The sequence below is a fragment of the Sphingosinicella xenopeptidilytica genome (assembly GCF_042676985.1).
GTDB lineage: Bacteria > Pseudomonadota > Alphaproteobacteria > Sphingomonadales > Sphingomonadaceae > Sphingosinicella > Sphingosinicella xenopeptidilytica.
Map to the genome: position 1 here is coordinate 69161 of NZ_JBHTIK010000005.1, position 19939 is coordinate 89099.

At 66.8% G+C, this 19939-nt stretch carries 20 protein-coding genes; 19 read left to right on the forward strand and 1 reads right to left on the reverse strand.

The features are described from left to right. The 7 genes from ACFQ00_RS08335 to ACFQ00_RS08365 all read left to right on the forward strand — a co-directional run bounded on the left by ACFQ00_RS08335 (position 1) and on the right by ACFQ00_RS08365 (position 7386). Positions 1-1266, forward strand: coding sequence for an RsmB/NOP family class I SAM-dependent RNA methyltransferase (locus ACFQ00_RS08335; RefSeq protein WP_381488917.1), 1266 nt, complete (start codon positions 1-3; stop codon positions 1264-1266). Between the two features lie 44 nt (positions 1267-1310). Next, complete coding sequence (rpe, locus tag ACFQ00_RS08340; RefSeq protein ID WP_381488920.1) at positions 1311-1982, forward strand: ribulose-phosphate 3-epimerase; 672 nt, start codon at positions 1311-1313, stop codon at positions 1980-1982. Then, positions 1979-3712, forward strand: a complete 1734-nt coding sequence (locus ACFQ00_RS08345) for a heparinase II/III family protein (protein WP_381488924.1) — start codon at positions 1979-1981, stop codon at positions 3710-3712. The genes rpe and ACFQ00_RS08345 overlap by 4 nt, the downstream gene beginning before the upstream one ends. 15 nt (positions 3713-3727) lie before the next feature. After that, positions 3728-5320, forward strand: a complete 1593-nt coding sequence (purH, locus tag ACFQ00_RS08350; RefSeq protein ID WP_381488926.1) for a bifunctional phosphoribosylaminoimidazolecarboxamide formyltransferase/IMP cyclohydrolase — start codon at positions 3728-3730, stop codon at positions 5318-5320. Between the two features lie 70 nt (positions 5321-5390). After that, complete coding sequence (locus ACFQ00_RS08355; RefSeq protein ID WP_381488929.1) at positions 5391-5879, forward strand: hypothetical protein; 489 nt, start codon at positions 5391-5393, stop codon at positions 5877-5879. Positions 5880-5893: 14 nt separating this feature from the next. Next, positions 5894-6574 (forward strand): tRNA (guanine(46)-N(7))-methyltransferase TrmB, encoded by a 681-nt coding sequence (gene trmB / locus ACFQ00_RS08360; protein ID WP_381488932.1) that lies wholly within the window; start codon positions 5894-5896, stop codon positions 6572-6574. Positions 6575-6585: 11 nt separating this feature from the next. Next, positions 6586-7386: an enoyl-CoA hydratase gene (locus ACFQ00_RS08365; RefSeq protein ID WP_381488934.1), complete on the forward strand. Its 801-nt coding sequence runs from the start codon at positions 6586-6588 to the stop codon at positions 7384-7386. On the opposite strand, the gene ACFQ00_RS08370 is transcribed toward ACFQ00_RS08365, so the two are convergent. Further along, positions 7380-8531 (reverse strand): PQQ-dependent sugar dehydrogenase, encoded by a 1152-nt coding sequence (locus ACFQ00_RS08370; RefSeq protein ID WP_381488937.1) that lies wholly within the window; start codon positions 8529-8531, stop codon positions 7380-7382. The two genes, ACFQ00_RS08365 and ACFQ00_RS08370, sit on opposite strands and share 7 nt — an antisense overlap. 233 nt (positions 8532-8764) lie before the next feature. On the opposite strand from ACFQ00_RS08370, the gene rimP reads away from it, so the two are divergent. From rimP to pnp, 12 genes are all read left to right on the forward strand, one after another. Next, the gene (gene rimP, locus ACFQ00_RS08375) at positions 8765-9301 is read left to right on the forward strand and encodes a ribosome maturation protein RimP (RefSeq protein WP_374597174.1); all 537 of its coding nucleotides are present in this window, start codon (positions 8765-8767) and stop codon (positions 9299-9301) included. Beyond that, positions 9301-10860: a transcription termination factor NusA gene (gene nusA / locus ACFQ00_RS08380; RefSeq protein ID WP_381488940.1), complete on the forward strand. Its 1560-nt coding sequence runs from the start codon at positions 9301-9303 to the stop codon at positions 10858-10860. The genes rimP and nusA overlap by 1 nt, the downstream gene beginning before the upstream one ends. Then, a complete protein-coding gene (locus tag ACFQ00_RS08385; protein WP_381488944.1) occupies positions 10847-11500 on the forward strand; it encodes a DUF448 domain-containing protein in 654 nt (217 codons plus the stop codon). The genes nusA and ACFQ00_RS08385 overlap by 14 nt, the downstream gene beginning before the upstream one ends. 9 nt (positions 11501-11509) lie before the next feature. Then, positions 11510-14032 (forward strand): translation initiation factor IF-2, encoded by a 2523-nt coding sequence (gene infB, locus ACFQ00_RS08390; protein WP_381488948.1) that lies wholly within the window; start codon positions 11510-11512, stop codon positions 14030-14032. 18 nt (positions 14033-14050) lie between these two features. Next, positions 14051-14440, forward strand: coding sequence for a 30S ribosome-binding factor RbfA (gene rbfA / locus ACFQ00_RS08395; RefSeq protein ID WP_381488951.1), 390 nt, complete (start codon positions 14051-14053; stop codon positions 14438-14440). A gap of 31 nt (positions 14441-14471) precedes the next feature. Next, positions 14472-14756 carry an AbrB/MazE/SpoVT family DNA-binding domain-containing protein gene (locus ACFQ00_RS08400; protein ID WP_381488953.1) on the forward strand — a complete coding sequence of 95 codons (285 nt, stop codon included), beginning with the start codon at positions 14472-14474 and terminating at the stop codon, positions 14754-14756. Beyond that, entirely contained in the window at positions 14753-15142 is a 390-nt protein-coding gene (locus tag ACFQ00_RS08405; RefSeq protein WP_381488955.1) for a type II toxin-antitoxin system VapC family toxin, read from the forward strand. The genes ACFQ00_RS08400 and ACFQ00_RS08405 overlap by 4 nt, the downstream gene beginning before the upstream one ends. Continuing rightward, positions 15142-15729 (forward strand): thymidine kinase, encoded by a 588-nt coding sequence (locus ACFQ00_RS08410; RefSeq protein ID WP_381488958.1) that lies wholly within the window; start codon positions 15142-15144, stop codon positions 15727-15729. Before ACFQ00_RS08405 ends, ACFQ00_RS08410 begins: the two co-directional genes overlap by 1 nt. A 61-nt stretch (positions 15730-15790) precedes the next feature. Continuing rightward, on the forward strand, positions 15791-16177 hold the full coding sequence (locus ACFQ00_RS08415; protein WP_381488960.1) for a DUF6491 family protein: 387 nt from the start codon (positions 15791-15793) through the stop codon (positions 16175-16177). A 31-nt stretch (positions 16178-16208) separates the two neighbouring features. Next, entirely contained in the window at positions 16209-17090 is an 882-nt protein-coding gene (gene truB / locus ACFQ00_RS08420) for a tRNA pseudouridine(55) synthase TruB (RefSeq protein WP_381488963.1), read from the forward strand. 16 nt (positions 17091-17106) lie between these two features. Continuing rightward, positions 17107-17376 carry a 30S ribosomal protein S15 gene (gene rpsO, locus ACFQ00_RS08425; protein WP_121047353.1) on the forward strand — a complete coding sequence of 90 codons (270 nt, stop codon included), beginning with the start codon at positions 17107-17109 and terminating at the stop codon, positions 17374-17376. A gap of 176 nt (positions 17377-17552) precedes the next feature. Beyond that, positions 17553-19883, forward strand: a complete 2331-nt coding sequence (gene pnp / locus ACFQ00_RS08430; RefSeq protein ID WP_374597191.1) for a polyribonucleotide nucleotidyltransferase — start codon at positions 17553-17555, stop codon at positions 19881-19883. Positions 19884-19939: the final 56 nt, after the last annotated feature.

Sequence of the window (19939 nt, forward strand, 5' to 3'; positions counted from 1 at the left end):
GTGGAGCAGATTTCCGGCGTACCCGCGCGCGCGGCGGCGCTTGCGCTCTTGCAGGCGGTGCTGTGGCGCGGCGAGCCGCTCGACCGTTCGATCGAGCGCGCCTTTCGCAAGCTGGATGCGCCTGCCGATCGCGGCCTTGCGCGCGCGATCGTTTCGGGCGTGCTCAGGCACCTCCCCGATCTCGATGCGCTGATCGACGGCGCGACGCGCAAGCCGCTGCCCGACGATGCCCGCGCGCGCATGGTGCTGCGCATGGCGCTCGTCCAGACGATTCTCCTTGAAACGCCGCCGCACGCGGTGATCGCGACGGCGCTGCCGCTGCTTGAAGGCGGGCCGCGCAGGCTTGCGCACGGGGTGCTTTCGACGCTGCTGAAGCAGGGCGCCGCGTTGCCGTCTCCGCCGAGCCTGCCCGACATGTGGACAGTGCGCTGGGGGGCGTCGTGGGGCGAGGATGTGATCGCGGCTGCTGCCGTCGGGCTTGGCGCGGAGCCGCCGCTCGACCTGACGCTTCGCAATGCGGGTGAGACGGCGATGTGGGTGGAAGCGCTCGGCGGCACGTCGCTGATGTCCGGCCACGTCCGGCTTGCGCGGCATGGGCGCATCGAGGAGCTGCCCGGCTTCGAAGAGGGCGCGTGGTGGGTGCAGGATCTCGCAGCATCGCTGCCCGCGCGGCTGCTGGACGCGAAGGCGGGAGAGATGATCGCCGACCTTTGTGCCGCGCCGGGCGGCAAGACTCTGCAGCTTGCCGCAGCGGGCGCGCAGGTGACGGCGCTCGACATTTCCGAAAATCGCATCGCGCGGGTGCGGGAGAATCTGGAACGCACGGGGCTTTCGGCGGAGGTGGTCGCGGGCGACGCGCTGAAGTGGAAACCGGCCGCGCCGCTCGATGCGGTGCTGCTCGATGCGCCCTGTTCGGGCACCGGCATCTTCCGGCGCCACCCCGACGTTCTGCACCTGAAATCGGCGCGGCAGATCGGCGAACTCGTGCGGATGCAGGCGGCGCTGATGGACCATGCGTTCGACATGCTGAAGCCCGGCGGGCGGATGCTCTACTGCGTCTGTTCGCTGGAACGCGACGAAGGCGAGTCGCAGGTTCAGGGATTCCTCTCGCGGACGCCGTGGGCGCGTGCGCTTCCGGTGGATGTGGATAGGCTCCCAGCCGGAATCACGCCGAATTCGGAGGGTTTCGTGCGCACGTTGCCCGGCCAGCTTGCGGCGGACGGGGGCCTCGACGGGTTTTTCATGGCGCGCATCGCGAGGGTTTGAGCCGCGAATTTGACCTCCCGGCTTGGGATGTTAAAGCCGGTCACATGCAGCAGCCTGTCCGTATCGCGCCCTCCATCCTTTCCGCTGATTTTGCCGATCTCGGCGCCGAGGTGCGGCGCATCGATGCGGTGGGCGCGGACTATATCCATGTCGACGTGATGGACGGGCATTTCGTGCCAAACATCACGATCGGACCCGCTGTGGTGAAGGCGCTGCGGCCGCACACGGCGAAGCCCTTCGACGTGCATCTGATGATCGCGCCGGTCGATTCGTTCCTTGAAGCCTTCGCGGCGGCGGGTGCGGACATTCTCTCCGTGCACCCCGAATCGGGGCCGCACCTGCACCGCACGGTCCAGACCATTCGCGCGCTCGGCAAGAAGGCGGGCGTCGTGCTCAATCCCGCGACGCCGCTCAGCGTGCTCGATTATGTGATCGAGGATCTGGACCTCGTGCTCGTGATGAGCGTGAACCCCGGCTTCGGCGGGCAGTCGTTCATCGATAGCCAGCTCCGCAAGATCGAGGCGATCCGGACGCTGATCGATGCGACGGGCAAGACCATCGACCTCGAAGTGGACGGCGGCATCGACATGGTGACCGCGCCGCGCGCCATCGCGGCGGGCGCGGACGTGCTCGTTGCGGGCACGGCGACGTTCCGGGGAGGCCCGGATGCCTACGCGGCGAACATCGCGCGCCTCAGGGGAGGCGGCGCGGCGTGAGCGATGCGGGCGGCAGGGATGATGGCGGGCGTGACGGCCAGCGCCTGACGCGCGGACGCGGCGCGGCGCGGACGCTCGGTGCACGCCTTTCCGAAAAGCTTGCCCGCATCGGCTATGCGACGCCGCTCCACAATCGCAAGCTGCGCGGGCGTCCGCCGCTGAAACTGCTTGCGGTGACGACGGACCCGATCGTGGGCGATGTCGCGGCGGGCCGCGAGATCGCAGCGGGCAAGCTCAGCTTCGGCGGGCATACGGAGGCGGTCCGCACGCTCAATTTCGCGACGGCACGCGCACCGCTCGCGTGGCGCGAATGGGTGCACGGTTTCGAATGGCTGCGCGACCTTGCGGCGGCGAGCGACCGCAAGAAAGGCGCGATCGTTGCCGAACTCGTCGTCGAGGCGTGGCTTGCGAGCTACCGCGAGTATGACGAACTCGCTTGGCGCGCCGATCTCGCCGGGCGGCGGCTGATGTTCTGGCCGCTCTATGCGCCCTATATCCTGTCGCGCAGCGAGCCCATCTATCGCAGCCTCGTGCTCAACCACCTCGCCCGCGCCGCACGCCATGTGGACCGGGCGTGCGAGAAGATGCCGGAGGGGATGCCGCGCGTGGAGGCGGCTGCGGGCCTGCTCGCGGCGGGGCTGATCCTGCCGGAAGGTGCAGCGCGTACTGTGCGCGCGGAAAATGCACTGCGGAAGGCGCTCGAAGACGTGCTGCTTCCGGGCGGCGGGGTCGCCAGCCGGCGGCCTTCGGATGCGCTCGCGCTCCTCGAACGGCTGCTGACGCTCCGCGCCTTTTACGAGGCGCGCAAGACCGAGCTTTCCGAGGTGGTCGCCGAGGCGATCGAGACGGTGTCTTCGGGCGTGAAGGGTTTGCTGCTCGGTGACGGGCGGCTCGCATCGATCCACGGCGGCAACGTCTGCGCGCCGGAGCGGATCGCCAAGGCGCTCGCGCTCGTCGGCGGCAATGTGCGGCCGACGCGGAACGGTGCAGCATCGGGCTTCCAGCGCATGGACGCGGGCAAGACGGTGATCGTCGTCGACGCGGGGCCGCCGCCCGCGAAGGACGTGGGCAGCGGCGCACATGCCGGAACGCTCGCCTTCGAGATGTCGGACGGCGACGCGCGCATGGTCATCAACTGCGGTGGCGCGGACGGCGCGGCGGCGGCGCTTCCGGATGCGCTCGAAGGCCTGCTGCGGACGACGGCGGCGCATTCGACGCTCATCGTGAACGACACCAATTCGACACGGCTGCTCGTTGGCGGCGGGCTCGGCAAGGGTGTCGGCGAAGTCGTCGTCACGCGCCATGAAAGCGAGGAGGGCTGCTGGCTCGATGCGACGCACGACGGCTATGCGAAGCGCTTCGGCGTCATCCACCGCCGCCGCATCTTCCTTGCCGCAGACGGGCGCGATATTCGGGGCGAGGATGCGCTCGAACCCGCGCGCGCCACGCGGCTGCTCGGGCGCCGCAAGGCGATCCCGTTCGACGTGCGCTTCCACCTCGCGCCCGGTGTCGAGGCGACGCCGACCGCGGACGGCAAGGGCGCGCTCGTGAAACTGGCGGCGGGACGCGTGTGGCAGATGAAGGTGCGCGGCGGCCGCCTGACGGTTGACGAGAGCATCTTCGTCGACGAAAGCGGCAAGCATCGCAGCGTGGCGCAGATCGTCGTCAGCGGCGAAACGGAAAGTGGCGGCGCGACGGTCAACTGGTCGTTCAAGCGCGCAAGCAAGTAACAGGCAGGACATACGATGAGCGAGATGCCGGTGAAGGTCACCCGGGCACTGATTTCGGTTTCGGACAAGACGGGCGTGGTCGACCTCGCGCAGGCGCTCGCGGCACGGGGCGTGGAACTGCTTTCGACCGGCGGAACGGCGAAGGCGCTGCGCGACGCGGGGCTCGGCGTGAAGGACGTGTCCGAACACACCGGCTTCCCGGAGATGATGGACGGGCGCGTGAAGACGCTGCACCCGAAGGTGCACGGCGGGCTGCTGGCGCTGCGCGATCATCCCGAGCACGCCGCCGCGATGCGCGACCACGACATCGCGCCGATCGACGTGGTGGTGGTGAACCTCTACCCGTTCGAGGCGACGGTCGCGAAGGGCGCGGCGCGCGACGAGATCATCGAAAACATCGACATCGGCGGGCCTTCGATGGTACGCTCGGCGGCGAAGAACCATGGCTATGTCGCGATCCTCACCGATCCCGCCGACTACGCGGAGTTCATCGCGGCGCTCGATGCGAACGATGGGGCGACCGACCTTGCGCTGAGGAAGCGGCTTGCCGCGAAGGCGTTCGCGGCGACGGCGGCCTATGATAGCGCGATCTCCTCGTGGTTCGCATTCGGCGATCAGGGCAAGCTGTTCCCCGACACGCTGACGGTCGCGATGACGCGCGGCGACGAACTTCGCTACGGCGAGAATCCGCACCAGAAGGCGGCGTTTTATGCGCCGCGCGGGCCGCACACCAAGGGCATCGGACAGGCCCGGCAGGTGCAGGGCAAGGAGCTCAGCTACAACAATCTGAACGATGCCGACGGCGCGCTCGAACTCATCGCCGAGTTCAAGGATGCGGGTCCGGCGGTCGCGATCATCAAGCACGCGAACCCCTGCGGCGTGGCGACGGGCACGAGCCTTGCCGATGCCTACGGCGCGGCGCTGGCCTGCGACCCCGTCTCGGCGTTCGGCGGCATCATCGCGGTGAACCGGCCGCTCGACGCGGCGGCGGCGGAGGCGATCACCGGTATCTTCACCGAGGTCGTCGTGGCGCCGGATGCCGATGAAGCGGCGCTTGCGATCTTCGCGAAGAAGAAGAACCTGCGCCTGCTGCTCACCGAGTTGCCGAACCCGGCGCGCGGCGGCCTTGCACTCAAGACCATCGCGGGCGGCTATCTTCTGCAATCGCGCGATAATGGCGCGATCGGCGTCGATGACCTGAAGATCGTCACCGCGCGCCAGCCGAGCCCGCAGGAACTGGCCGACATGCTGTTCGCGTGGCGCGTGGCGAAACACGTGAAATCGAACGCCATCGTCTATGCGAAGGACGGTGCGACTGCCGGCATCGGCGCGGGGCAGATGAGCCGCCTCGATTCAGCGCGCATTGCCGCGTGGAAGGCGCGCGACGCCGCCGAGGCGGCGGGCTGGGCGCAGGCGAAAACGGTCGGCTCGGCGGTGGCTTCGGACGCCTTCTTCCCGTTCGCGGACGGCCTCCTTGCGGCGGCGGATGCGGGTGCGACGGCGGTGATCCAGCCGGGCGGTTCGATCCGTGACGACGAGGTGATCGCGGCCGCGAACGAAAAGGGCCTTGCCATGGCATTCACCGGGATGCGCCACTTCCGCCACTAGGACGAATCGTTCCGCTTTCACTTTGAAAAGCGTAGGCTCCGTGCTTCGCAACAGGGCGAGGGAGGAAGCCATGCGTGTTCTCTGTCTTGGCGTAGTGTTGGCGTTTTCGGCATCCACGGCGCTGGCGGCGGACATCAAGCTTTCGCCCGCCGATACGGCGGCGGCGTTCAAGGCAGCGGGGTTCGTGAAGAAGGGGAGCCGCTGGGAAGGCTGCGGCGATCCGGGCACGATGTCGTATACGCCCGGCGCAATCGAAACGGTGCGCGATATCAACGGCGATGGCCAGCCGGAAGCTATTATCACCGAAGGCAGCACTTACTGCTTCGGCCATACGGGCACGGGCTACACGATCGTCAGCAAGCAGGCGGCGGGCGGCTGGAAGGTCATCTCCGGCGGCTCCGGCATTCCGAACCTGCTCGCCACGAAGGGCGTGGGCGGATGGCCGGACATCGAGATCGGCGGCCCCGGCTTCTGCTTCCCGGTCGAACGCTGGAACGGCAAGGAATACCGGTTGCATCGCCATCAGTATGAAGGCAAGGCCTGCCGTCCCCCCAACTGATCCGACGAGTTTCGATGTCCGATCCGACCACCATCCGCCGTTTGTATGGGCGGCGGCAGGCATTTGCGCTGCGTAACCGGGCGCAGCGGCTTGTCGAGGAACTGCTGCCCGCTGTGGCGGTGCCGAAGGATGAGTCGCTGGATGCCGCGCGGTTATTCGGCAAGGCATGCCTGCTGGAGTTGGAGATCGGGTTCGGCAAAGGCGAGCACTTGGTCGCGCACGCTGCCGCGCGGCCGGAGACGGGATTCATCGGCTGCGAACCGTTCCTGAACGGCGTCACCGGACTGCTCGGCCATATCGAGGACGAGGGGCTGACGAATGTTCGCGTGCACGACGGCGACGCGCTGAATGTGCTGGAACGCCTGCCCGATGCCTCGCTGGAACGCGTCTATCTGCTGCACCCCGATCCGTGGCCGAAGGCGCGGCACGCCAAGCGGCGTTTTGTCAATCCGGGGCCGCTCGATCGCATTGCCGCGAAGCTGAGGCCGGGCGGCGAATTCCGGCTCGCCACCGATCATCCCGTCTACATGCGCTGGGCGGTGATGCAGATGGTGCGGCGGGCGGATTTCGAATGGCTTGCGGAGCATCCTTCCGACTGGGAGACTCGCCCCGACGACTGGCCGCCGACACGCTACGGCGAATGGGCGGCGGGCGAAGGGCGGCCGATCTGGTATTTCCGGTATCGGCGGCGATAGGGAGTATGGACATGACTGCGAACGAAGCTCCTGTGATGACAGCGATGGAAGGCGGCGTTCTGCGGTTGACGCTGAACGCGCCGTCCGCGCGGAACAGCCTGTCCTTCGCGATGATCGAGGCGCTGCGCACCGCGCTCCGCGATGCGGATGCGGACCGCGCAGTGCGTGTCATCGTGATCGCGGCTGCGGGGCATGTGTTTTCCGCCGGGCATGATCTCAAGGAAATGGATGCAGCGCGCACCGCGGAGGACGGCGGGCGCGGAGCGTTCATTCGGCTGTTCGAGGCGTGCGGCCAGTTGATGCAGGAGGTCGTGAACCATCGCTGCCCGGTGATCGCCGAGGTGGCGGGTGTTGCGACGGCGGCCGGGTGCCAGCTCGTTGCGAGCTGCGACCTCGCCGTGGCGGGCAGGGCCGCGCGGTTCGCGACGCCGGGCGTGCGGATCGGGCTGTTCTGTTCGACGCCGATGGTGGCGCTGACGCGCAACCTTTCGGTGAAGCACGCGATGGAAATGCTGCTGACGGGCGATCTTATCGACGCGGCGCGCGCGGCCGAGATCGGTCTCGTCAACCGCGTGGTGGATGACGCCGCGCTCACCGCCGAGACGATGGCGTTCGCGGCGCAGATCGCGGGGCGCTCGCAGCTGACGGTCGGCATCGGCAAGCGTGCTTTCTACGCGCAGCGCGAAATGCCGCTCGCCGAGGCCTATGCCTATGCGTCGACGGTGATGGCGGAAAACATGATGGCGGCCGATGCCTGCGAGGGCATCGGTGCCTTCATCGCGAAGCGCGATCCCGTCTGGCGGGATCAGTAAGCGGGCGTCAGCTTCAGGAGGCGGCCGTTCTCGCCGTCCTCAAGCAGCCAGATCGCGCCGTCTGGGCCTTGCTCGACGGCGCGGATGCGGGCTTCCATCGGCCACTGGTCGGCCTTGGTTGCGGTCTCGCCGTTGAGGTCGACGCGGATCAGCGCCTCGCCCGAAAGCGCGCCGATGAAGGCGTCGCCCTTCCAGTCGGGGAACAGGTCGCCCTTGTAGATGAGCAGGCTTGAGGGCGAGATCGAGGGATTCCAGAACACCTTCGGCGGCTCGAAGCCGTCGCCGGGCGCATGGTCGGGGATGTCCTTGCCGTCGTAATGGTCGCCGTTCGAGACCTTGGGATAGCCGTAGTTGGTTCCGGCCTTGATGAGATTGAGTTCGTCGCCGCCCTTCGGGCCCATCTCCATCTCCCAGAGCCGGCCCTCGCTATCGAAATCGATGCCGAGCGGATTGCGGATGCCGTAGGCCCACACCTGCGCCTTCACGCGGCCCTGATCGTAGAAGGGGTTGTCCGACGGAATCATGCCCGTGTCGGACAGGCGCACGATCTTGCCGAGGTTGGCGGTGAGGTCCTGTGCCGGATCGAACTTCTGCCGCTCGCCGCTCGACACGTACATCATGCCGTCCGGGCCGAAGGCGATGCGGTGGCCGTAGTGGCCCTGCCCGGAGACCTTGGGCTCCTGCCGCCAGATCACCTGCAGGCCTTCGATGCGGGGTGTGCCTTCCAGCACCAGCTTGCCGCGCGCCACCGCCGCGCCGCGCGTGTCGCCGTCGCCGGCTTCCGCGAAGCTTAGATAGATGTAGCCGTTGTTCGCGAAATCAGGGTGCACGGCGACGTCGCCGAGGCCGCCCTGTCCGCCGTAGTCGACCTTGGGCACGCCCGCGACATCGACCGTGTCGCCGCCGAGGCGGACCAGCTTCAGCACGCCTTTCTTCTCGGTGACGAGGATGCGGCCATCGGGGAGGAAGGCGAGCGCCCACGGCTCTTCGAACTTGCCCATTTCGGCCGAGGTGAAGGGCTTGCCTGACTTTGTCGTGGTGGCGGGTGTGGTGTCGGCGCTGTCGCCGGCGGCGGAGCCGTTTGCGCCGCAGGCGGCGAGGGCAAGCGCGGAAACGAGGGCGAGCGCGGGGAGGGAGCGGATCATTGCAGCACTGTCTCCAAAAACAGTCGGGGGAATGACTGCAGGCTAACCCGGTGTTGGGTCGCTGACAAATGCCTATGGTCTTGCCCGGGCGTGCAGGGCGATGGCCTGCTCTTGCGGGGCGCTGGCTTTGCGCCTATATGGGCGGCGTTCTCCACATGGGTAGTCCAAGCGGAGGTCGGTTCCAAGGTTCGGGACCGGCGCCGAAGGGTCGTATCCGCTAGGGAGGCTGGAGTTTGACGGACACGAAGGCGCTCGAGGCATTGGTGGAGCCGATCGCAACCGCGATGGGCTTCGATCTCGTGCGCGTTGCGCTGATGAACGGTGCGGGCGGACTGACGCTGCAGGTGATGGCGGAAGACCCCGCGACGCGGCAGCTCACCATCGATCAGTGCGCGTCGCTGAGCCGCCGCGTGTCGGACATGCTCGACGAGGTCGATCCGATTCCGGGCGAATATAATCTCGAAGTGAGTTCGCCCGGCATCGACCGGCCACTGACCCGGCTTCAGGATTTCGCCGACTGGGCGGGATATGTCGCCAAGATCCAGCTCACCGAGCCCGCTGAAGGGCGGAAGCGGTTTCAGGGGCACATTCTCGGGCTCGATGATGCTATGGTGCGCATCGCCGTCGAGGGACTCGGCGAGACCGCAGTGCCGTTTGCAAGTATCGCCAGCGCGAAGCTGGTGCTGACCGATGATCTCATCAAGGCAACGAAGCCGCTCTCCAGCGAGGGCGCCGACGCGTTAGACGAAGAAGAAGAGGAAGACGACTGATGGCCACCGCGATTTCCGCCAACAAGGCCGAGCTGCTGGCGATTGCCGACGCCGTTGCGCGCGAGAAGTCGATCGATCGCATGATCGTGATCGAGGCGATGGAAGAGGCCATCCAGCGTGCCGCCCGTGCGCGCTACGGCGCCGAGAACGACATTCGCGCGAAGATCGATCCGGTCTCCGGTGAAATGCGCCTGTGGCGCGTGCTCGAAGTGGTCGAGGCGCCTGAGGATCATTTCAAGCAGATCAGCCTCGTCGACGCGCAGAAGCGTGACAAGGGCGCCGCGATCGGTGACTTCGTCGTCGATCCGCTGCCGCCGATCGAGTTCGGCCGCATCGCAGCGCAGGCGGCGAAGCAGGTGATCGTGCAGAAGGTGCGCGATGCCGAGCGCGAGCGTCAGTACGAGGAATTCAAGGACCGCGTGAATGAGGTGACGACGGGCGTCGTGAAGCGCGTCGAATTCGGCCACGTCGTCGTCGACCTCGGCCGCGCCGAAGGCGTCATCCGCCGCGACCAGCAGATCCCGCGCGAGATCCTGCGCGTGAACGACCGCGTCCGGTGTCTGATCAAGGACGTGCGCCGCGAGAACCGCGGCCCGCAGATCTTCCTCTCCCGCGCGGCGGGCGAATACATGAAGAAGCTGTTCGCGCAGGAAGTGCCGGAAATCTACGACGGCATCATCGAGATCAAGGCGGTCGCGCGCGATCCGGGCAGCCGCGCCAAGATCGGCGTTATCAGCCGCGATTCGTCGATCGATCCGGTCGGCGCGTGCGTCGGCATGAAGGGCAGCCGCGTGCAGGCCGTCGTGCAGGAACTGCAGGGCGAGAAGATCGACATCATCCCGTGGTCGCCCGACATCGCGACCTTCGTGGTGAACGCGCTGCAGCCCGCCGAAGTCGCGAAGGTCGTGATCGACGAGGAAGAGCAGCGCATCGAGGTGGTCGTTCCTGACGACCAGCTCTCGCTCGCCATTGGTCGTCGCGGTCAGAACGTGCGCCTCGCGAGCCAGCTCACGGGTCATCAGATCGACATCATGACGGAGGCCGACGAGAGCGAACGCCGCCAGAAGGAATTCGTCGAGCGCTCCGAGATGTTCATGAACGAACTCGACGTCGACGAGACGCTGGCGCAGCTGCTCGTTGCCGAAGGCTTCACGGAACTCGAAGAGGTCGCCTACGTCGAGACCGACGAACTCGCCGCGATCGAAGGCTTCGACGAGGATCTGGCGGGCGAACTCCAGAACCGCGCCACCGAAGGGCTGGAACGCCGCGAGGCGGCGAACCGCGAGGAGCGCCGCGCGCTCGGCGTCGAGGACGCGCTGGCGGCGATCGAGGGGCTTTCCGAGAAGATGCTCGTGACGCTCGGCAAGGCGGGCATCAAGACGCTCGACGATCTCGGCGATCTCGCGACCGACGAACTCGTCTCCAAGCGCGAGGGCGTGCTCAAGGAGTACGGCCTCAGCGAAGCCGACGGCAACCGCATCATCATGGCGGCCCGCGCCCACTGGTTCGAGGGCGAAGACGCATCCGGGGAGGACGCACCCGCGGATGCCGAAGCATGAGCCCGAACGTCGCTGCATAATTAGCGGTGAGCGCGAAGGGCGGGACGCACTGGTGCGGCTCGCTCTTTCCCCCGACGGCGAGGTTCTGCCGGATGTCGGCGCACGCGCGCCGGGTCGCGGCGCGTGGGTGAAACCGGACCGCGCGTTCGTTGCCGAAGCCGAAGCCAAGGGCAGACTGAAGGGCGCGCTGCAGCGCGCCTTCAAGGGCGATGTGAAACGCGTGCCCGAAGGCATGGCGGAGCGCATCGAGACCGGGCTGAAACGCGCGGCGCTCGACCGGCTGGGGCTGGAGCTGCGCGCGGGTAATCTGCTGCTCGGCAGCGACCGCATCGCAGGGGCGGTGGATAGCGGCGAGGCGCGGCTTGTGCTGCACGCCGCCGACGCCGCGCCCGACGGCGTGCGCAAGCTGGCGCAGCGGTTGCATTCGGCGGGCGGAAAGGCCAAAGCAATCGCCTTGCCCGCGGGCCGGGATGAATTGTCCTTGGCGCTTGGGCAGGCCAATGTGGTACACGCCGCGCTTCGCGACCGGCAGGCCGCGCTTCGCGTGGAGTCTGCGGTCAGTCGCTGGCGCGCGTATCTTGGCCTGCATGACGGAATCGAAATCGCGGACGGGACGCCGTCCGATGGATCTGAGTTGTAAAGGGTACGAATGAGCGACGATAACAAACCGAAGCTGGGCGCACGTGCACCGCTTGGAATCAAGCGCACGGTCGACGTCGGCAAGGTCAAGCAGAGCTTCAGCCACGGCCGGACCAAGTCCGTCGTCGTCGAGGTGAAGCGTCGGCGCGTGCTCGGACGGCCCGATGGCGCGCCCGAGGAAACGGTGGTGGAAGCTGCCCCCGAGGCGCCTGCGCCCGTCGCGGCACCGCCGAAGCCTGTTGCCGAAGCCCCGAAGCCACGGCCCGCTGCCGCGCCGAACGACCTGATGTCGCGTCAGGAGCGGCAGGCGCAACTGCTGCGCGAGGCCGAGGAAGCGCGTCTTCAGATGCTGGAAGACCAGCGCCGCCGCGAAGAGACCGCACGCGCCGAGGCGGCCGAGGCCGAGCGCCGCCGCGCCGAGGAAAAGCGCCGCGAGGAAGAAACCCGCGAAGCCGCACCGGTGGCGCCCGAACCCGCTGCGCCGGAACCCCAGGCCGCCGCCACCCCCGCTGCATCCGCGCCGGCGGCAAAGCGCGAGCCGGCGGCTGCCGACGACGACAATAACCGTGGTGTACGCCGCGGTCCGCCGCTGCCTGTGCGCAAGGAAGCGCCGAAGCCTGCACGCGGACGCGGCGAGGATCATCGCCGTTCGGGCAAGCTTACCGTTACGCGCGCACTCGAAGGTGACGAGAACGGCCGCGCCCGCAGCCTCGCCGCGCTTCGCCGCGCGCGCGAGAAGGAGCGCCGCGCGCATATCGGCGGCGCCAACCAGGCGAAGCAGGTGCGCGACGTGGTCGTCCCCGAGGCGATCACCGTGCAGGAACTCGCGAACCGCATGGCCGAGAAGGGCGCCGACCTCGTGAAGGCGCTGTTCAAGATGGGCTCGATGGCGACGATCAACACGACCATCGACCAGGACACGGCCGAACTGCTCGTCACCGAGTTCGGACACAACATCAAGCGCGTCAGCGATTCGGACGTCGAGATCGGCCTTGAAGGCGAAGCCGACAATGATACCGATCTGCTGCCGCGTCCGCCGGTCGTCACCATCATGGGCCACGTCGATCACGGCAAGACCTCGCTGCTCGACGCGCTGCGCGGCACCGATGTCGTTTCGGGCGAAGCCGGCGGCATCACGCAGCACATCGGCGCGTATCAGGTGAAGGTCGCCACCGGCGACATCGTCACCTTCCTCGATACGCCGGGCCACGAGGCGTTCACCGAGATGCGCGGCCGCGGCGCGAATGTTACCGACATCGTCATTCTGGTGGTTGCCGGCGACGACGGCCTGAAGCCGCAGTCGATCGAGGCGATCAGCCATACAAAGGCGGCGGGCGTGCCGATGATCGTTGCGATCAACAAGAGCGACAAGCCCGGCTCCAAGCCGCAGAAGGTGCGCGAGGAACTGCTCCAGCACGAAGTCGTCGTCGAAGACATGGGCGGCGACGTGCAGGACGTGGAGGTCTCCGCGCTCAAGAAGACGAATCTCGACAAGCTGCTGGATGCGATCCTGATGCAGGCCGAGCTTCTGGAGCTGAAGGCGAACCCGAATCGTCCGGGCGAAGGCACGGTGATCGAGGCGAAGCTCGACAAGGGCCGTGGCCCGGTCGCGACCGTGCTCGTCAGCCGCGGCACCGTTCGTGTCGGCGACATCTTCGTTGTCGGCGCCGAGTGGGGCAAGGTGCGTGCGCTCGTCGACGATCGCGGCGTGCAGGTGAAGGAAGCCGGTCCGTCGAAGCCCGTCGAGGTGCTCGGCCTCTCCGGTACGCCGATGGCGGGCGACGTGTTCGCGGTCGTGGAAAACGAAGCGCGCGCCCGCGAGATCGCGGCCTATCGCGCTTCCGTTCTGCAGCGCAAGCGCACGACGCAGGCACCGGCGAACCTCGAAACGATGTTCTCGGCGCTGAAGGAAAAGCAGGCGCTCGAATATCCGCTCATCGTCAAGGGCGACGTGCAGGGTTCGGTCGAGGCGATCGTGGCGGCGGTGAACCGGATCTCCACCGACGACATCAAGGCCCGCGTGCTGCATTCGGGCGTCGGCGGCATCACCGAATCCGACGTGACGCTGGCAGGCGCTTCGGGCGCGCCGATCATCGGCTTCGGCGTGCGCGCCAACGCCAAGGCACGCGAGATTGCCGAGCAGCGCGGCGTGGCGCTGAAATACTACGACGTGATCTACGATCTCGTGGACGATGTGAAGGCGGCGATGGCCGGTCAGCTCGGCCCCGAGAAGATCGAGCATGTCGTCGGCCGCGCCGAAATTCGCGAAGTGTTCCAGGCGGGCAAGCACGGCAAGGCCGCCGGTCTTCTCGTTCTCGAAGGCTTCATCCGCAAGGCGCTCAAGGCGCGCGTCATGCGCGACGATGTCATCATCTACAACGGCTCGGTTTCCTCGCTGCGCCGCTTCAAGGACGACGTCGCCGAAGTGCGCGCCGGTCTCGAATGCGGTGTCACGCTCGAAGCCACGACGGACATCAAGGCGGGCGACTACCTCGAAACGTTCGAGGTCGAGGAGCGCGAGCGGACGCTCTAGGGCGTTTCGCGCGGGCCTATGCGGCAGACGCAAACCCCCGAGGGCAAATCGGTCCGCCTGCTGCGGATCGGCGAGCAGGTCCGCCATGTGCTGGCGGGCGTGCTCGGCCGCGGCGAAGTGCGCGATCCGGTGCTCGAAACGCACATCGTATCGGTGAGCGAGGTGCGCGTCTCCCCGGACCTGCGCATCGCCACCGCTTTTGTGAAGGCGCTCGGCGGTGACGACGACGAGGTGCTCGCTGCGCTGAAACGCAACGCGAAGTACCTGCGCGGCGAGGTGGCGCGGTCGATGAGCACCAAATACACGCCCGAACTCAAGTTCCGGCTCGACGAGAGCTACGAGGAAGCCAGCCGTATCGACAAGCTGCTCCGCGATCCGAAGGTAGCACGCGACCTCGGCGAAGATTGACGAGTGGCGCGGTAAGACGTATCTTACCTGCATGAACGCGCGGACCAGACTTTCGGCCAAGGGGCAGGTGGTGATCCCCAAGGACGTGCGGACCGAGCTTGGTCTCGCCGAGGGGCAGGAACTGGACGTCATCACGGTGAACGGCGGTGTGCTGCTTCGGCCGGTGCAGCAGAAATCGGGGCGGAGCTTCGATGAACTGCTGGCGGCGTTCCGGTCGCGCGTGCCGCCGTATGAAGGTCCGCCCGTCAGCATCGAGGAGATGGATGAGGGCGTTGCCCGAATGTGGGCCGAAAGAGGCACGCGCGGCGACTGGTGAAAGCGGTCGACACCAACGTTCTTGTGCGCGTTCTGATGCGTGACACACCCGCGCAGACAGAGGCTGCGGAGCGGGCGCTGAAAGATGGGGCGATGATCCCGCTGACTGTTCTTCTCGAGACGGGTTGGGTGCTCAGCTCGCGCTATGGGCTTTCGCGAGCCGACATCGTCGACGCGTTGTCGACCGTCGTCGATCTGCCGGGCATCGTCGTACCCGAAGCCGATGCGGTTCGCTGGGCGCTCGGCCGGTTCGCGGAAAAGGGCGATCTAGGCGATCTCCTCCATCTTGCCGCATCGGCCGGGGCCACGGCTTTCCAGACGTTCGATCGCCGTTTCGCAAAGGTTGTCGGTGATACGCCACCACTCGCCGTCGAAACGCTCGGCTGATGGCCAAACTGTATTTCTACTTCGCGTCTATGAACGCGGGAAAATCGACGACGCTGCTGCAATCGAGCTTCAACTATGTCGAGCGCGGGATGCGGACGTTGCTGTTCACGGCGGCGGTCGACGATCGTGGCGGGCGCGGGCGGATCAACTCGCGGATCGGGCTTGAGGCGGAGGCCGTTCCCTTTTCGGATGATACCGATCTCGATGTCATTATTTCCGCCGAGCACGGCGTGGTGCCGATCGATTGCGTGCTGGTCGACGAGGCGCAGTTTCTGAGCCGGGTGCAGGTCGATCAGCTTGCGGCGGTGTGCGACCGGCTCGGCATTCCGGTGCTCGCTTACGGGCTTCGCACCGATTTCCGGGGCGAGCTGTTCGAAGGGAGCGCGCGGCTGCTCGCGATCGCGGACAAGCTCGTCGAGCTCAAATCCGTGTGCGAATGCGGGCGCAAGGCGACGATGAACCTGCGCGTCGATATGGAAGGGCGCCCGGTGAGCGAAGGCGCCCAGACCGATATCGGCGGCAACGACCGCTACGTGGCGCTCTGCCGAAAGCATTTTCTGGAGCGTCTGGCGCTGAACGGGAACTGACCTTGCCGCTCAGTCGTCGTTCACCCGGCGGGGCCGATAAGGGGCCCAAAGGAGACAGAGCATGAAGACGATATTCCATGCTGCGGGAGTGGGCGTAATCGCCGCGCTCCTTTCCGCCGTTCCGGCGATTGCCGCGGCACCGCAAGTGAAGATCGGAGAGGAGGCGCGCATACCCTTTGCGGACACCACCGGCATCCGCAACTTCCGCGCCGAAAACGACCACGCACTCTATATCGAGGGGCAGACCGGGCGCTGGTATTACGCCGAGACGATGGGCCCCTGCACGGGTCTCAATTTCGCGAACAAGATCGGCTTCATCACCAAGGGCACGGGGACGCTCGACAAATTCGGGCAGATCCTCGTCGATGGCCGGACGTGTCAACTGCAAAGCCTCGTGACGGCGGAAGACCCCGGCAAGACGGCGAAAGCCCAAAGCAAAGAGGACTGACAGGTCGTCTGCCGGGCGCTAAAGCCGCCCGGTGAACGGCTGGATCATTCTCGACAAGCCGCTGGGGCTCACCTCGGCGCAGGGCGTTGCCGCGATCAAGCGGCTGTGGCGGCAGGCGGGTCTGCCGAAGCCGAAGATCGGCCACGGCGGCACGCTCGATCCGCTGGCGACGGGCGTGCTGCCGATCGCGCTCGGCGAGGCGACCAAGCTGACCGGTCGGATGCTGAACGGTGACAAGGCCTACGACTTTACCGTGCGGTTCGGTGTGGCGACGGAAACCGAGGATGCCGAGGGCGCCGTTGTGGCGACATCGGACGTACGGCCCTCGCGCGCAGCGATCGAGGCGGTCCTGCTGCGCTTTACCGGCGCCATCGAACAGCGTCCGCCCGCCTATTCGGCGCTGAAGGTGGACGGCGAGCGGGCCTATGCACGGGCGCGTGCCGGGGAGACTGTGGTGCTTCCGCCCCGCGCGGTGACGATCCATGCGCTGCGGCTGCTGGAGGCGGACGGCGAGACGGCGACGTTCTCCGTTTCGTGCTCCAAGGGCACCTACGTGCGGAGCCTCGCGCGGGATATCGCGGAGGCGCTCGGCACGGTGGGGCACGTCGTCATGCTCCGGCGCACGAAGGCGGGGCCGTTCGGCCTCGAAGGCGCGATATCGCTGGACAAACTCGGCGAACTCGCTATGGAGCAGCGCCTTATAGCGGCACTGTTGCCGCTGACCGCGGGGCTGGACGACATCCCGGCTCTGGCGGTCAACCCCGGCGAAGCGGCCCGGCTCAAATCGGGCCAGACGCTCGCCGGACGTCCCGAACCGGACGGACTTGTGGTCGCGATGCTGGACGCAGTGCCCGTCGCGCTCGCCCGCGTTGAAGCGGGAACAGTCCGTGTGGAGCGGGGCTTCAACCTCTAGAACGAAGGAGTCTACGATGTCGATTGCAGCAGAGCGCAAGGAAGCGCTGATCAAGGAACATGCCCGCGCCGAAGGCGACACCGGCAGCCCCGAAGTTCAGGTCGCGATCCTCTCGGAGCGCATCGCCAACCTCACCGAGCACTTCAAGAGCCACGCCAAGGACAACCATTCGCGGCGCGGTCTTCTCATGCTGGTGAACAAGCGGCGTACGCTGCTCGATTACCTGAAGCGGAAGGACGAGGGACGGTATACCGACCTCATCGGGAAGCTCGGGCTTCGCAAGTAAAAGGTTCGTCTCGGGCGCCGCGCACGGCGCCCGTTTCGTATTGAAGGTACGGCAGGCGCGAAAATGCCTGCCACCGTGCGCAAACCGTCTGCCGCGACAAGCGCGGCGACGGATGATGGAGGCCGGGCGGGCATAGGGCCCGTTTTTGACCGGCCGCGAAGGAAACGGAAAAACAGATGTTCAATATCCACAAAGTTGAAACGCAGTGGGGCGGCAAGACGCTGACCCTGGAAACGGGCCGCATTGCCCGTCAGGCTGACGGCGCGGTGTTCGCGACGCTCGGTGAAACCGTGGTGCTTTGCGCCGTGACGGCTGCGAAGTCGGTGAAGGACGGGCAGGACTTCTTCCCGCTGACCGTACACTACCAGGAAAAATTCTCGGCCGCCGGCCGCATCCCGGGCGGGTTCTTCAAGCGCGAAGGCCGCCCGACCGAGCATGAGACGCTGACCAGCCGCCTCATCGACCGTCCGATCCGCCCGCTGTTCCCGGAAGGCTTCTACAACGAGGTCAACGTGATCTGCCAGGTGTTGAGCTACGACGGCGAGAACGAGCCGGACGTGCTCGCGCTCGTCGCCGCTTCGGCCGCGCTCACGCTTTCGGGCGTGCCGTTCATGGGCCCGATCGCGGGTGGCCGCGTCGGCTATGTCGACGGCGAGTATGTGCTGAACCCCAGCCGCAACCTCGAAGGCTCGAAGCTCGACCTCGTCGCCGCCGGTACGACGGACGCGGTGCTGATGGTGGAATCGGAAGCGCATGAGCTTTCCGAGGAAGTGATGCTCGGCGCCGTGATGTTCGTTCACGAGAACGGCAAGAAGGTCATCGACGCGATTATCCGTCTTGCCGAGAAGGCCGCCAAGGATCCGTGGGAGCTGAAGCTCGACGACGGCGCCGACGCCAAGAAGGCCTCGCTGAAGAAGCTCGTCGGCAAGGATATCGAGGCCGCCTACAAGCTGACCGTGAAGCAGGAGCGCGTTGCAGCGCTCGACGCCGCACGCGCCAAGGCGAAGGAGTCCTTCGCGGACGCGGAGCCCGCCGAGAAGCTGAAGCTCGGCAAGCTTGTGAAGAAGCTGGAAGCCGACATCGTTCGCGGCGCGATCCTCAAGGACGGTCGCCGCATCGACGGTCGCGGCAAGGAAGACGTCCGCCCGATCCTCGCCGAAGTGCAGGTGCTGCCGCGTACGCACGGCTCTGCGCTCTTCACGCGCGGCGAGACGCAGGCGATCGTGACGACGACGCTCGGCACCGCCGACGATGAGCAGATGATCGATGCGATCTACGGCATCAGCCACGAAAACTTCCTGCTGCACTACAACTTCCCACCGTACTCGGTCGGTGAAGTCGGCCGCTTCGGTGCGCCGGGCCGCCGCGAAGTCGGTCACGGCAAGCTCGCATGGCGCGCGCTGCGCCCGGTGCTGCCGACGAAGGAAGAATTCCCGTACACGATGCGCGTGATCGCCGACATCACCGAGTCGAACGGCTCGTCGTCGATGGCGACGGTGTGCGGCGGTTCGCTCGCGCTGATGGACGCGGGCGTGCCGCTCAAGCGTCCGGTTTCGGGCATCGCCATGGGCCTCATCCTCGAAGGCAAGGACTTCGCGGTGATTTCCGACATCCTCGGTGACGAGGATCATCTCGGCGACATGGACTTCAAGGTGGCGGGCACCGAGCTCGGCATCACCTCGCTGCAGATGGACATCAAGGTCGCCGGCATCACCGAGGAGATCATGAAGGTGGCGCTGAGCCAGGCGAAGGCCGGCCGCGCGCACATCCTCGGCGAAATGAACAAGGCGCTCGACGGCACCCGCACCGAGATGTCGGCACACGCGCCGCGCATCGAGACGATGTCGATCCCGAAGGACAAGATCCGCGAAGTGATCGGCACCGGCGGCAAGGTCATCCGCGAGATCGTCGCGGAAACCGGCGCCAAGGTGGACATCGAGGACGACGGCACCATCAAGATCGCGTCTTCGGACCTGTCGAAGATCGAAGCCGCCAAGAACTGGATCATCGGCATCGTCGCCGAGCCGGAAGTGGGCAAGGTCTACAACGGCAAGGTCGTGTCGATGGTCGACTTCGGCGCGTTCGTGAACTTCATGGGCGCCAAGGACGGCCTCGTCCACATCTCCGAGATCAAGGAAGAGCGCGTCGGGAAGGTTTCCGAGGTACTCACCGAAGGCCAGGAGGTGAAGGTCAAGGTGCTCGGCATCGACGATCGCGGCAAGGTCCGCCTGTCGATGCGCCTCGTCAACCAGGAGACGGGCGAGGAACTGCCCGACACGCGTCCGCCGCGTGAGGAACGCCCGCGCGGTGAGCGCAGCGACCGTGGCGATCGTGGAGATCGCGGCGGCCGTGGTGGTGACCGCGGACGCGGCGGCGGTGGCGGCCGTGACCGTGATCGTGGCCCCCGTCGTGATCGCGGCGAAGGCGGCGACCGTCCCCGTCGTGAAGAGTCGAACGAAGGCGAGGGCGGTGGTCTGCCGGACTTCATCGCCGGCGACCGCGACTGACAAATAGTATAAAAGGGGGAGTCTCCTGCGAGGCTCCCCCTGCTATTTGACGGCTG